The sequence below is a fragment of the Listeria weihenstephanensis genome (genome assembly GCF_003534205.1).
GTDB lineage: Bacteria > Bacillota > Bacilli > Lactobacillales > Listeriaceae > Listeria_A > Listeria_A weihenstephanensis.
The window spans coordinates 2,476,259-2,490,024 of record NZ_CP011102.1 but is presented as its reverse complement, the minus strand read 5'-3'; the positions used below and the strand labels follow the sequence as shown (position 1 = coordinate 2,490,024).

Annotated in this window: 14 protein-coding genes; 8 read left to right on the top strand and 6 right to left on the bottom strand. The window is 41.5% G+C overall.

Translation table 11 applies throughout. The annotated features are described in order from the left end of the window. Nucleotides 1-165 precede the first annotated feature (165 nt). Nucleotides 166-2,484 carry a 5'-nucleotidase C-terminal domain-containing protein gene (locus UE46_RS12110; protein ID WP_036058877.1) on the top strand — a complete coding sequence of 773 codons (2,319 nt, stop codon included), beginning with the start codon at nucleotides 166-168 and terminating at the stop codon, nucleotides 2,482-2,484. A gap of 101 nt (nucleotides 2,485-2,585) precedes the next feature. Here the strand turns inward: UE46_RS12110 and rnjA are convergent, their stop codons facing one another. Beyond that, on the bottom strand, nucleotides 2,586-4,256 hold the full coding sequence (gene rnjA / locus UE46_RS12105; RefSeq protein WP_036058879.1) for a ribonuclease J1: 1,671 nt from the start codon (nucleotides 4,254-4,256) through the stop codon (nucleotides 2,586-2,588). A 6-nt stretch (nucleotides 4,257-4,262) separates the two neighbouring features. After that, on the bottom strand, nucleotides 4,263-4,472 hold the full coding sequence (locus tag UE46_RS12100) for a DNA-dependent RNA polymerase subunit epsilon (RefSeq protein ID WP_036058881.1): 210 nt from the start codon (nucleotides 4,470-4,472) through the stop codon (nucleotides 4,263-4,265). 599 nt (nucleotides 4,473-5,071) lie between these two features. Between UE46_RS12100 and UE46_RS12095 the strand changes: the two genes are divergently transcribed. Beyond that, on the top strand, nucleotides 5,072-5,842 hold the full coding sequence (locus UE46_RS12095; protein WP_036058929.1) for a Cof-type HAD-IIB family hydrolase: 771 nt from the start codon (nucleotides 5,072-5,074) through the stop codon (nucleotides 5,840-5,842). Between the two features lie 108 nt (nucleotides 5,843-5,950). Here UE46_RS12095 and UE46_RS12090 read toward each other — a convergent pair whose 3' ends face one another. After that, nucleotides 5,951-7,204, bottom strand: coding sequence for an FtsW/RodA/SpoVE family cell cycle protein (locus UE46_RS12090; protein WP_036058883.1), 1,254 nt, complete (start codon nucleotides 7,202-7,204; stop codon nucleotides 5,951-5,953). Continuing rightward, a complete protein-coding gene (locus UE46_RS12085; RefSeq protein WP_118907660.1) occupies nucleotides 7,195-7,539 on the bottom strand; it encodes a PadR family transcriptional regulator in 345 nt (114 codons plus the stop codon). The genes UE46_RS12090 and UE46_RS12085 overlap by 10 nt, the downstream gene beginning before the upstream one ends. A gap of 359 nt (nucleotides 7,540-7,898) precedes the next feature. Here UE46_RS12085 and UE46_RS12080 point away from each other — a divergent pair, with 359 nt between their 5' ends. The 5 genes from UE46_RS12080 (at nucleotide 7,899) to UE46_RS12060 (ending at nucleotide 11,291) form a co-directional block, all read left to right on the top strand. After that, nucleotides 7,899-8,006 (top strand): putative holin-like toxin, encoded by a 108-nt coding sequence (locus UE46_RS12080; protein WP_077912427.1) that lies wholly within the window; start codon nucleotides 7,899-7,901, stop codon nucleotides 8,004-8,006. A gap of 303 nt (nucleotides 8,007-8,309) precedes the next feature. Beyond that, nucleotides 8,310-10,208, top strand: a complete 1,899-nt coding sequence (locus tag UE46_RS12075) for an OPT family oligopeptide transporter (protein WP_036058885.1) — start codon at nucleotides 8,310-8,312, stop codon at nucleotides 10,206-10,208. A 15-nt stretch (nucleotides 10,209-10,223) separates the two neighbouring features. After that, a complete protein-coding gene (locus UE46_RS12070; protein ID WP_036058886.1) occupies nucleotides 10,224-10,568 on the top strand; it encodes a PqqD family protein in 345 nt (114 codons plus the stop codon). A gap of 101 nt (nucleotides 10,569-10,669) precedes the next feature. Beyond that, on the top strand, nucleotides 10,670-11,119 hold the full coding sequence (locus UE46_RS12065; protein WP_036058888.1) for a DUF3997 domain-containing protein: 450 nt from the start codon (nucleotides 10,670-10,672) through the stop codon (nucleotides 11,117-11,119). Beyond that, nucleotides 11,112-11,291, top strand: coding sequence for a hypothetical protein (locus UE46_RS12060; protein WP_118907659.1), 180 nt, complete (start codon nucleotides 11,112-11,114; stop codon nucleotides 11,289-11,291). Before UE46_RS12065 ends, UE46_RS12060 begins: the two co-directional genes overlap by 8 nt. A gap of 49 nt (nucleotides 11,292-11,340) precedes the next feature. Here the strand turns inward: UE46_RS12060 and UE46_RS12055 are convergent, their stop codons facing one another. Continuing rightward, a complete protein-coding gene (locus UE46_RS12055; protein ID WP_036058890.1) occupies nucleotides 11,341-11,880 on the bottom strand; it encodes a TetR/AcrR family transcriptional regulator in 540 nt (179 codons plus the stop codon). A gap of 127 nt (nucleotides 11,881-12,007) precedes the next feature. On the opposite strand from UE46_RS12055, the gene UE46_RS12050 reads away from it, so the two are divergent. Beyond that, nucleotides 12,008-12,937 (top strand): ketopantoate reductase family protein, encoded by a 930-nt coding sequence (locus tag UE46_RS12050; protein WP_118907658.1) that lies wholly within the window; start codon nucleotides 12,008-12,010, stop codon nucleotides 12,935-12,937. Nucleotides 12,938-12,955: 18 nt separating this feature from the next. On the opposite strand, the gene UE46_RS12045 is transcribed toward UE46_RS12050, so the two are convergent. Next, nucleotides 12,956-13,750 carry a DUF817 domain-containing protein gene (locus tag UE46_RS12045; protein WP_036058891.1) on the bottom strand — a complete coding sequence of 265 codons (795 nt, stop codon included), beginning with the start codon at nucleotides 13,748-13,750 and terminating at the stop codon, nucleotides 12,956-12,958. Between the last annotated feature and the right edge of the window lie 16 nt (nucleotides 13,751-13,766).

The following is a 13,766-nucleotide window of genomic DNA, read 5'->3' as shown; positions in this document are numbered from 1 at the left end:
GCCTACCTAGTAATAGTGTAAGCGGAGGGGGCGCTGTTTGTTGTTTTTTAAGGAGAGATTGTGTTGTAAGTCTTGTTTTGTTTTGCTACAATAGTAGGGAAAGTTTAAAACGCTTACAAGAGATGCATAGGAGAACATAATGGAAAAAGGGAGGCTTTTATCAACGTGAAGAAATTTTATAAAAAGGGCTTGAAAGTGGTTTTGGCTGCTGGGCTGGTAGTAGGAATTGGGAGTACTGCATTTAGCGGAGAAGGGGGCGCAGTCGAGGCTGCGGTAGATCCGAATCTTGTACCAGTGCAAATATTAGGCGTCAATGACTTTCACGGGGCGCTCGATACACCTTCCAGCTCACCACTAGGAAAAATTGGTGGGGCGGACTACTTGGCGACAAACTTGAACAACACAGAGGCGGCATTTTTAACAGCGAACGGTTTAGCGGATAATACAGCTGGAAATTCGGTGCGTGTACAAGCTGGCGATATGGTTGGCGCGAGCCCAGCGGTTTCTGGATTGTTGCAAGATGAGCCAACGATTAAAGTGCTGAATCGGATGAAATTCGAAATTGGAACGCTTGGAAATCATGAATTTGATGAGGGATTAGCGGAATATAAACGCATTTTAGACGGTGGGGATACGACAGGTTTCAATGAAATCACGCAAAATTACGATCATGAGGCGTCGGATATGTCGATTGTTGTTGCAAATGTGGTGAATAAGTCGGATGGCGCGATTCCGTATGACTTCAAACCGTACGAGATTAAAAATATGGGTGGCGTGGATGTTGGATTTATCGGCGTTGTGACAACTGAAATTCCGTCTTTAGTACTCGCGAATCATATTCAAGATTTTAACTTCTTGGATGAAGCGGAGACAATCGCGAAATATTCAGCGGAGTTGCAAGCAAAAGGTGTGAAGGCAATCGTTGTATTGTCGCACGTTCCAGCGCTTACTCCAGGCAACCCGACGAATGGCGAGGGCGCGGTTTCTGGCGCTGCGGTTGACATGATCAATAAAGTAAACCAAATTGCGCCAAATAATAGTGTGGACCTTGTTTTAGCGGGGCATAATCATCAATATACGAACGGTAAAGTTGGCAATACTCGTTTGGTGCAGAGTTATAATAATGGGAAAGCGTATTCCAACGTAACTGGCGTACTAAACAAAACGACAAAAGATTTCGAGACAACGCCGAGCGCGGAGATCAAATATAATTTACAAGATGTGACGCCAGATGTGGCAGTTCGCAGTGTCATTGACGAGGCATATGCGCTTGTAAATCCAGTCATTAGTAAGCCAATCGGGCAAATGGACAGTGCAGTTATGACGCGTGATACGAATGCAGATAACGAATCTCCGCTCGGTAATTTAATCACGGATGGTCAACGCGAAATGGCGAAACAAGCTGGGATTGCGGTTGATTTTGCGATGACGAATAACGGTGGAATTCGCTCCGATCTAGTTGGAACTGCCGCGAATGGTTCGTTTGCCGTGACATGGGGCGCAGCGCAAGCCGTACAGCCATTCGGAAACATTTTGCAAGTGGTAGAACTGTCTGGCGCGGATATTATCGAAGCGCTAAATCAGCAATATGATGAATCTGAGAAGTACTTTTTACAAGTGTCTGGCTTGAAGTACACGTATACAAAAAATGATGCTGGCGAAAAACGTGTGGTGGATGTGATGAAGGAAGATGGCACTAAACTAGATGCGGCGGCAACTTACCGCGTTGTCATCAATGATTTCTTATTTGGCGGCGGCGATTCATTCTCGGCCTTCACGAAAGGAAAACAAGTCGATGTTATTGATCCTGACACGGATACGTTTATTAATTATATCCAGTCGCAAAGCAAACTTGTAACGCCAGAGCTTGGTCGTAAAACATTTAAAACAGAAGCTGAAATAGCGAAGGAAAAAGAAGATGCGGCGATTCAGGCAATCACGGAGGGCACGGTTTTCGTGTCTTATAAAGAAAAAGACGCTGTGTTCAAAGGGAAAACAGTTCCAGGCGCAACGGTTACTGTGGATACGCTAGCGGTGAATGCGAAAGCAGCACCAATTGTAGCGGATGCAGATGGTAATTTTGAAATCGATATGAGCGGTGAGAACTTGAAAGAGGGCGATACGTTCGGCGTGACGATAACAGATGCGGATGGCTATAGTAAAGCATTTACGGTAGCAGTTATGGCGGCTGATCCGATTGATAATGGAAATGGTGGCGAAGAAGTTCCTTGTGATGGTAACGGTAGTGAGGTAATTCCTCCTATTGTGGATAATGGAAATGGAGGTACAACAACGCCTGAAGCTATTATACCTCCAACAACAGGCAGTGCGGAGACAGGACAAACACCATCAACTGTGGTACCAGTGCAAGATCAAAATAGTAATTTACCTCAAACTGGTGACGAAAACCAAACAGGCGCAATGCTTGGCGGTCTAGTATTAGTTGGAATTGCAGTTCACTATTTGAGACGCAAAACAGCATAAAATACGAAAAAAAGCACCAGATCGGATGAGAGCATTAAACTCTATCTGATTCGGTGCTTTTTTGGTAGGGTCAAAACTATGATTTACTAAGAGTACGAATGTTACTTAACTTCCATGATGATTGGTAAGATCATTGGACGTCGTTTTGTTTTTTCGTATAAGAAAGGTTGTAATGTGTCTGTGACCTCGTTTTTAATCTCAGACCACTGTGTTGCCTTATTATCCATCACTTTGTTGAGATGACGGCGTAGCAAGCCTTGTGCTTCATTGATGAGGTTGCCTGATTCGCGCATGTAGATGAAACCACGTGAAATGATATCAGGGCCCGCCATTACTTTGTTTCTCGATGCGCTGATGGAAACAACAACGATGACTAAGCCTTCTTCGGACAAGACGCGGCGATCGCGCAATACGATATTGCCGATATCGCCAATTCCGCTACCATCGATATACACGTTTGCTGCTTGGATTTTACCGGCAACGTGCGCTGTATCGGCGGTTAGGGCTAGAACGTCTCCATTTTCCATGATAAAGCTATTTTCATGAGGAACGCCACAATAAAACGCGGATTGGGCATGCATTTTTTGCATCCGGAACTCACCATGAATCGGCATGAAGTATTTTGGCTTCATCAGACGAAGCATTAGTTTTTGTTCTTGTTGGCCACCGTGACCAGATGTATGAATGTTGTTTACTTTACCGTGAATAACCTCTGCACCAGCTTGGAAAAGTAGGTTGATCGTGCGGTTGACACTGATCGTATTTCCTGGGATTGGTGAAGACGAGAAGACAACGGTATCGCCAGGTTGAATTTGGATTTGACGATGGGTACCGTTCGCAATACGCGAAAGTGCTGCCATCGGTTCACCTTGACTACCAGTACAAAGAATCGTAACTTCATTTGCAGGAAGCTTATTTAGCTGACCCCACTCAATGAACGTATCTTTTGGTGCTTGAATGTAGCCAAGTTCGATACCAATTGTAATCGCAGAATCCATACTACGACCGAAAACTGCAATTTTACGTCCAGCTGCGACCGATGATTCAACCACTTGTTGTAAACGATAGATATTAGATGCGAATGTGGCAAAAATAATCCGACCATCGACATCTTGGAAAATTTGCTTGATGCTTTCACCAACGATACGCTCACTCATTGTGAATGTTGGTACTTCAGCATTGGTAGAATCGGATAGTAAGCAGAGAACGCCTTCTTTACCGATTTCAGCCATTTTAGTCAAGTTCGCAGGTTCGCCAACAGGTGTGAAATCAAATTTGAAATCTCCTGTATGCACGATGTTCCCAGACGGTGTTTTTACGACAATCCCGTATGAATCTGGAATACTATGCGTCGTTGCGAAGAAGGAAATACTCGTTTTGCGGAATTTGAAAACATCTTCTTCCTCAAACTCATAAATCTTCGTTTGGCGCAATAAGCCGTGTTCTTCGAGTTTATTACGAATAAGAGCGGCTGCTAGTTTTCCAGCGTAAACTGGGATATTTAGTTCGCGAAGCAAGTAAGGAACGCCACCAATATGATCTTCGTGACCATGTGTGATGAAAAGTCCTTTGATTTTTTCTTTATTTTTAATTAAATACGTGTAGTCAGGAATAACGTAATCAATGCCTAGTAGTTCGTCCTCTGGGAACTTGATACCAGCATCAATGAGAATTATTTCATCCTGGAATTGCACGCCGTAAGTGTTTTTTCCGATTTCGCCTAGACCACCGAGTGCGAAAACAGCTGTTTCATTATTTTTTACAAATTTCATAGCGGATTACTGCCCCCACAGTTGGAAATCTTCATTTTGTTTTTCGTATTGTAGGTGTGCCTCGCTCAATTCTTCTACTAGCTCGATATGGAAAGGTTGGTCTTTAAGGATAACGCGCACTTCTGGCACGTCATTCGCTTCCACATAGATCGAGTGTGTTTTTTCTCTTACGGGTGTCTCTGTTTTTGTTGCTTGATAATAAACTTTAAAAATCATCTTTTTCTCTCCTTTATGTTTCATTAATATTCATTGTAAAAATAGCATTGCTTCTCACTTGCAATCTATTTACATAACTATTTCATGGATAAAGAGGTGCGGCTCGCGAAAAAGGCAAAAGGAAATAATGATAGCCGTACATAATGAACGATGTAATAATGGGCTACGATTAATAGAATATAACATGACATTCTGCGCTTTTTCCCCTACTCCAATTGAATACCATTATTCTGCACATTTTAAACAAAATGAACAGGAAATAGTTTCAATTCACGGCAGGCTTAACGAGTCACTAGTATTGTGAAAATAAGATCCGAACTTTTATCCTTGAAGTCTAATATACCATAAAAACGAATAAATGCTACTACTATATCCTAAAATAGCGTTAAAAAGTATTGGAAAGTGGGAAAAATCGTTTTTTGGTGGTGGAATTGATTTTTTTAGTAGCATGATTTTTTTTTGAAATTGTACAGTTTTGAAAAAGGAAACATTATTGGAACAGTTTTTGCCCGCTAAAGCACTTTTTTTGGTATACTGAGGGGGAGATTAGTACTGGGTGCATTTTTTCCCGCAAATTCGGTCTGAGGAGATTTTAAATGATGAAGAAAATTGTATTTTTTGATGTGGATGGTACGTTGGTCAATGATAACAAGGAAATTCCAGATTCAGCACGGAAAGCAGTGAAGGATTTGCAAGATAAGGGCGTTTACGTGGCGATTGCATCAGGTCGAGCACCGTTTTTGCTTAAAGATATATGTGAGGAATTGAATATTAATTCATACGTGAGCTTTAATGGGCAATATGTGGTTTTTGAAGGGGAAATGGTGTTTGATAACCCGTTGCCACAGACGTCGATGGAGCGTTTGATTGAGGTGACGGAGGAGTTGGATCATCCGCTTGTGTTTATGAATGAGGAGACATTGCGTACGAATATTCCAGATCATCATCGCGTGCATGAGGGCATGGGCTCGCTGAAGCAAGATTATCCAGAACTGGATGCGACCTTTTATCAGGGACGGACGCTTTATCAGTGTTTACTTTTTGCGGATGAGAGTTTTGATGCTTTTTATAAGGAGAAGTTCCCTGAATACGGATTTTTACGCTGGCACGATGTATCGATGGATGTGGCGCCGGCGAACGGTTCGAAAGCAGTTGGTATTCGCGAAATGCTGAAGCGCTTGGACTTCAAAATTGAGGATGCCTATGCGTTTGGCGATGGTCTGAATGATATTGAAATGCTACAAGAAGTCGGCACGGGAGTCGCGATGGAAAATGGTCGTGATGAAGTGAAGGCGATAGCTGATTTCGTGACGGATTCCGTAGATAATGATGGAGTTTTGAAAGGATTACAACGATTGGGATTACTATAAAAAAAGAACATTAAATGTTAGCTGGCTGTTTGATAGAAAAGCGCTAAAAAAGCTTGATTTGATAGCTTTTTTAGCGCTTTTGATGTTGTGTAAGATAGGTATTATTCTTTACGTCAAACCAGGTATATCAGCTGCTTTACGTCTTTTAAATATGCTTAAAATCAGACCTAATGCAATCATCTCGAACAATATGTGTGTACCTCCAAAGCTCATGAATGGCATGGCCGCATCAGATAAAGGTGAGAAGCCTAAGTTTGTCAGTATGCTTAGTATAAATTGGCTTGCAAAAGTTACCGCCAATCCTATAACCAGCATTTTGCCATAAATGAAAGGAATGTTTTTTGCAGCACGCAATATTCTACAGATAAAAAAGACAATCAATACGACAGCAATAATCGCGGCCAACCAGCCAAATGAATAGATGATGTACATGAATATTAAATCTGTATGTACCTCAGAAATTAAATTTGGTGTCAGATGAAGACTACTTCCGATAACATTAGATGCGCCTAGATTTTTAATGTCCACGGTATTGATCAATGTATAATTTTGAGATAGGATCACTAGGTTGAAGACTGGCCATATAAAAGTAGCAGCTGCGTACGCTACAGTTTGTTTAATGCTGGCTTTAGAACTGAGCATAATGGCTATGCAACCAATAATACAAATGATAGAAGTTGCTAAGGCACTTGTTGTAAAGAGCAACAAAATCGGAAATGCCAAGATACCTACTCCAAGCCAAGATTTTCGAGAATCGTTCCAGTTCCAAGAATGAAAGATTCCAGCAAAGGATATAACGAGGAGAAATGGAGTAATCTCGATAAAATTAACATTAGCAAAACCTAAGATTAAAAAAGGTAAACCATCTACTCTAACGCCAAAAATAACCGTTATTAATAGAATTAGGACTGTCCCCACGTAGAGGTGTTTGGAGTATTGTAATAACTTTCTATAATCAAGCCAAGAAAAGCCTAGCATCAGCAGAATTCCCACCAAGTAAAAGATAAGACTTTTATTAAATACTTTCAAATTCTGAAGCTCTGTAAACGTAGAATGAAATTGTAAATAATACATGACTAGTAATCCAAACAGTGAAGCTATCATTACTGGAATTAGGGTTTTGATATCCATTGGGGCTTTGTGTGTTTTGTTAAGCTGTTTTCCGAGCATCTTTACATCTCCCATGCGAGCCAACGCCTGAGCAGTAGCCTCTTCTTCTGAGAGTCCCGCAAGTAAGGCTTCCTCTTTAAGCGTTTGAAGATGATCACTTATTTCCAGTTTTAGACTAGCGTGTACATCTTTATTTCTTATTTTTTTACACAATTCTTTCGTATATACTTCAAAATCATCTTCTAATCGCATACCGTTTTCTCTCCTTTCAACACTTCGTCCACTGCGGTTTTAAAGATGGACCATTCCTCTTTTTTTTCCTGTATAAATTCCTTGCCTTTTTCATTGATATTATAGTATTTTCGCTTTCTCTTACCCTGGCCTTCTCCCCAATAAGAGATAATAAATCCTTTATCTTCAAGGGTGTGCAGAATGGGATAGATCGTTCCTTCTTTCAAACTAAAAATTCCCTCAGACTTCATTTCCAACTCTTTAATAATTTCATAGCCATACATTGGTTTTGAATTCAGTAGGCTTAAAATAAGAGTGGTGGTACTACCTTTTAGCAACTCTTTACTAATCTTCATAACAGTCTCCTTCCGATGCATATGTTTTATATGCATAGCAATCATAGGTATATGTTACATTATATATTTATGGTGTGTCAAATCTTTTGATAGGGCTTTTACGAATGCATTAAAAATGTTTTCAGACGCAAAAGAACGATCCTTGATAAGGTAGTGATGTATCAAGGATCGTTCTTTAAATACGTTACGAAAAAAGTTAGAAAACGATGATTTATAGAATAATCTTTATTTAAATATATTGGAAATACCGTGGTATAATAGTCGTGTAGAGTAAGGTGTGTAAAGGATGGTGGCTTTCTGATTGAAGGGAGTGATGCTTATGTATGTAGGTTATCAAATCTGGAGAAAGGAAATGCCTGATGTCAGTTGCAGAATCGATTATGATGGCACTTGGGTTTGGAATGTTTATTCTATCCTTCCTCAAGCTCGTTATCGTAATGGTGCAAGCAATGAAAAACGACAAATAAAAAACCATCTGATTATACCCTGACCGGAGATTAGATGGTTTTTACAACATGTAAACGAAAGTCACCGTCTTTGAAGCGGCTTACGTCATTCTATATTAGGGAGTTGTGGTGGAACACGACTCTCTTTTAATTTACCCTAATTATAACATAGCGATGCGTCATTACTCAAGCAGTGATTGTACATTTTTGTTCTTTTGTCCAGATTTCCTTTGCGAAAATAATAAAGTAGCGTTAAAATAGATACTGAATCTTTGCTTTAAAGGAACAAAGATTACACAAAACATAAAAGGAGTAGTTACAAAAATGAGTGATAAAATGGGTAGCAAGAAGTTTCAGCCTTACATACCTGCTTCCAAATCACTGCCGGAATTGACAGTTACAGCCATTGTTCTTGGTATTATTCTTTCAATTTTGTTCGGTGCGGCAAATGCTTACTTGGGACTCAAAGTAGGTTTGACGGTATCGGCGTCGATTCCAGCGGCAGTTATTTCGATGGGAATTTTGCGTGGTATTTTTAGACGAGATTCAATTTTAGAAAATAATATTGTACAAACGATGACGACGGCGGGGGAAGCGCTCGGTGCTGGTGCGGTGTTTACCATTCCTGCGCTATTCATGTTGGGCGTCGATATCAACCAAATTATGCTGGTATTTATCGTGCTAACTGGGGGATTCCTAGGTGTGTTCATGATGGTTCCGCTGCGTAGAATGTTGATTGTTAACGAACATGAAACGTTGCCGTATCCCGAAGGAACGGCCTGTGCGGAAGTTCTGAAAACGGGTGAAAAAGGTGGCGGTGCACAAGCGAAACTCGTCGTATTTGGTTTCGGAGTTGGTGCGCTTGTAAAAGTTCTTACGGATGGTTTCAAAGTGTTCCGAAGTGATGTGCAGACGGGGATTTATAACTTCCAGAATGCCTTTATCGGGACGCAAATTTATCCGGCCTTGCTCGGTGTTGGTTTCATTATCGGGCCGAAAATTGCGGGTCAGATGGTGGCCGGTGGTTTAATGGCATCGCTCGTTTTGATTCCGTCGATTGCGTTTTTCGGTGGTGGGAGTTCGGATGTGATTTTCCCAGCGACAGAAGCGTTGAAGAATTTAGATGCGAGCATGATTTGGGATAACTATATTCGTTATATCGGTGCGGGTGCGGTTGCTGCGGGTGGTCTGATTACGCTTGCGAAAACGATGCCGGCGATTATTCAGACGCTTCGAAGTACGATGGTTGGTCTGAATAAAAATAAAGGTCAGAAAATGCTTGAAATTGAGCGTACGGATAAAGATATTCCGATGAAATGGGTTTTGATTGGGATTACTGTACTGATTGTTATTATTGCGTTTGATCCGTTCACGAATGTGGGGATTATTGGTGCTTTGGCAATTGCGATTTTCGGATTCTTATTCGTTACAGTGGCATCACGGATCGTTGGGATTGTCGGCAGTTCTTCGTCACCGGTTTCAGGAATGACGATTGCGACGCTTTTAATTGTGGCGATTGCTTATAAATCGTTTGGTTACAGCGGCACAGAAGGTATCGTGTTGACATTGACGGTTGCCGCGATTGTCTGTACGGCGCTCGCGGTTGCGGGTGATATTTCACAAGATTTGAAAACTGGGTATCTCGTTGGTGGGACGCCTTGGAAACAGCAAGTTGCGATGATGATCGGTGTTATCGCCAGTGGTCTTGTCATGGGTTATATTTTGACGTTGCTAGATAACGCATATGGCATGGGTTCTGAGGCTTTGCCAGCTCCAAAAGCAGCGTTGATGAAAATTCTCGCAGAAGGTATTTTGAATGGTAATCTGCCGTGGACGCTCATCTTTATCGGGGTTTCGATTGCCGTCGTGATTGAATTCCTAGGCATGAACTCGCTTGTTTTCGCAGTAGGTCTATACTTGCCGCTAAACATCAGTGCGACGGTTATGTTCGGTGGATTTGTACGCTTGATCGTAAACCAAGTAATCAAGTTGAAAAAGGACAAGGAAAAAGCAGAACGAATCGAGCGTGGGACATTGTTTGCGTCTGGTTTAATTGCGGGGGAATCACTGCTTGGCGTTATTATCGCGTTTGTGATTTCGATTAACCCGAACATTATTCCGACCGAGTACCTGCTTTCGAATCAGTGGTTGCCATTCCTAGTATTCTTGATTGTGTGTACGCTACTTTACTTCTCAACGGTACCAAAAAAGAAAAAAGCGTAAGATGAGGTGCTGAATATGCGGAAAAAAGAACGGCGCAATATGTTGGAGGAAATTCCAGTTTTGAAGGATAATCTTGTTTTGGAAGTGGCGGAGCAGGAGAAGTATTTGATTGTGCCGCGTTCGGCTTGGCTCGAGCGCGTGGCGACGAAACTTTTGAAGCAACCGACGCAGCGACGGATTAAGTTGGATGAACATGGGTATTTTATTCTTTCGCAAATGGACGGGGAGACGACGATTCCAGAGATGGAGGAGCGGTTTTCGCGGACGTTTGGAAACGAGGATGGGATGAGTTTGTCGAGGTTAGTCAGGTTCTTGCAAATCATGGATTCGTATAGTTGGTTGCAGTGGAAAAGAGGATAAGGAGAGCGGCGGAGATCAGTTTTTGGTCTTCGCTGTTTTTTTATGATAAAGTGGAATGGGATAGTTTTACATAGGGAAATGGCAGAAAAGAGTGAATTCAGATGATAAAGAAATTAGTTGGTAGTTTGAGTATATTGGCGCTGGCTGGCTGTTCAGGGGCTGGTGATTATGAAATTGCTGTGAATGATAAGTATCAAATCGTAGCGATTAACACGATGGAACACGATTTTGTGCGGAGATATCCTGATGGGGCGATGGATAATGTGTTTAAAGTTGTCGTGGATGATACGGAAGAAATGATTGGGAATATTGTGGAAGTGGATTGGGATGAGGCGTATTTGATCGCTAAATCGGAGGACGCGGAGGAAGTTGGGGAACGCCGTTTGAAGCATCAGAATCCGCAGTATTGGATTTTCGATTTGGAGTGGGAGAAGCCTTTTGGTCCGCTTGATCTAGATGCATTCACGAAACTTAAAGCGCAAAAGGGTATAGATCTGGAGTTAGTTCCTTATGATAAGCGAATGAAGGGCGAGGAGCGCGTGTATGACTAGAAAAGTACGGCTGAATATTTTAGGGTGTATTATTGCGGGAGGCGTTGGAATTTTGATTTTCGTTCCGAATTATCCCTTTCCTGATATGTATCGTATTCTTATTTTCATGGCACTTTTTATGATTAATTTTTATATTAATAGGTATCTCCGAGAGCGAAAAGAGGGGAAATAGTATGAGAAAAACCACCGAATAGATTTTGAATCGGTGGTTTTTTGTTGCGCTATATAACAGAGGATGTTCCTGAATTTACTAATGTGTTTATCAAATGAAATAATTGATCGGGGGGCAAATCTTTTTGTCGGCGCTGCCAAAGACGAATTAATGAGAACGCGGTTGAAATGTTGAATTCTACTAAATATGGTGTCATAGAATTATCTTTCGGGACACAGTAATCAAGTCCGTCGGAAAAAAATTCACGTTTTAGCTTTTCCATAAATCGAATGCTGCCGTAATCGCCTAATAAGGCATTTAGATATAATTCTTTCTCTTCAAAGAGCAGCAGGATACCTTTTGGCTTTGCGTCTATTTGCTCTGTATTTGTTACTTTTTCTCGAATGTAATCCAATATGTCATTTTCGATGAAGCTTAGTAAATCGTAGACATCGGTAAAATATTGATAAAAGGTACTGCGATTATAGCCAGATGTATTAGCGATTTTTTGCACTGTTATCTTCTCTACGGGTTTCTGGCTATATAGTTCGCAAAAAACGTCGACTATTGTTTGTCTTGTTTTCTTGGTTATTTCAGGCTGTTTTTTCATTTTTATCTCCTCCTTTCATCGCCCAACAAATTTAGAAAAATTGTTGGTTGATGAATGTTGATTAGCGCCGTATAATTCATTATACAACACGTTGTTGTATAGTCAATGTATGGAGAGGAGAACTTTTATGAAAATACTTATTTTTGGTCGTGGCGCTATAGGAGCACAGTATGCGTGGGCATTTGAAAAAGCAGGGCATACCGTTGAATTTTATGTTCGAGAAGGTAGGAAAGCGGAATATGGTTCGCATGTAGACTTAGAAATGTGGGATACGAGAAGGGAGAAGAAAGATAGGCTCGTTAAAGAAAAATGGCCGATTGTAATGCATGAAGAAATGAAGGAAGATCACGATTATGATCTTATTTTTTTGAGTGTGAATCCAGAGCAAGTGTCGAATGCTGCGAAGTATATTGCACCGCGAGTTGGACAGGCCACGGTTCTTTTTTTTAGTAACTTTTGGCAAGATCCAAAGGAAGCGCTGAGTCCGATTCCACCAAGTCAGATTGTGTATGGCTTTCCTAGTGCTGGTGGTGGATTTGAAGGGAATTCGCTTTATGGCGGGCTTTACAAAACAGCCGAGTTAGGGACATTTAACACAGCGCCTACGAAGCGAGACTTGGAGGTTCGTGAGTTGTTTTCTAGTGCTGGTTTCAAAGTCAAAAGTAATAAGGATTTTCAAAGTTGGCTCTGGAATCATTTCGCTTTCAATGTGGCGATGGAAGTGGAGGTTTTGAAAAGCGGGAGTTTCAAAAACGCGGTGTCTTCGTCGGAATCGCTGGCTGGAATAGGCAGTAACATGAAGGAGCTTGCTAAAGTTTTGGAGGCTAAGGGGGCGAAATTGGGTGCTTTAACGAAAGTTTTAAGGATTTTACCGCCAAAAGTTGTTGGCTTTTTTCTGAGTAAAATGGTGTTTTCGCCCAACGGTATGAGCTACGCGCTTGTGGAACATAATCATTATAAGGTTGGTCCTTCTGTGCTGGAGGTTATCGCTGACGCCAGAAAATACGGGATAGATACACCTCGGCTTTATGATGTGGAAAGGCTTATTACTTTATAATACTGAAAAACCACCGAATTAGTCTCGAATCGGTGGCTTTTCGTTGTTTTCTTGGGTCCCTTTTTTTAAGAATTTCAACTCAGCGATAATCATGATACTGATGATGATAAGTAGGTACCAGCTCGTGATTTTGCCGAAGCCGACGAGTTGCCAGGTGACTTCTTGATTGGGATAGTACCAAGCGCCGAAGAAGCTGGCGATGTTTTCTGCGACCCAGATGAAGAACGCGATAAGCAGGAAGGACAAGGATAGTGGCATGTGCAGTCGTTTGTCGCCAACCGTGAAGAAGACGACGGTACGCAAGAACAAGATGAGGACGGCAAGGATGAGTATGTAGCGGAAATCCCAGATATAGTGGTGGGTGAAGAAATTGAGATAAATCACGGTACATAATGTAACGACGTAGATGCTTTTGGGCCAGTTTTTGACGGTAAGATCGAAGCGTTTCCAAGCTTGGCAAATGTAGCTGGCGACGCTTGAGTACATGAAGCCGCTGTAAAGTGGGACGCCGAGAATTTTCGTATAGGCATCTTCTGGATAGGCCCAAGATCCCATCTGAATTTTATAGATTTCAAGAACAAGTCCAATAACGTGAAAAAGCATGATGACTTTGAGCTCGTCCCATGTTTCGAGGCCGAATTTAATGAGAAGTAATTGCGCGATGATGCAGATGATGAGAAGTAAATCGTATCTTGGGATAAAAGGGATGTTGATATATTTGGAGAAGGCGAGCGATAGAAAAATGATGGCTGGGAAAATGCAACAGAGCATTTGTTTCCACGTAAATTGCCAGAGTAAGCTTAGAAAACGCATGGAGACCTCCTGAAAA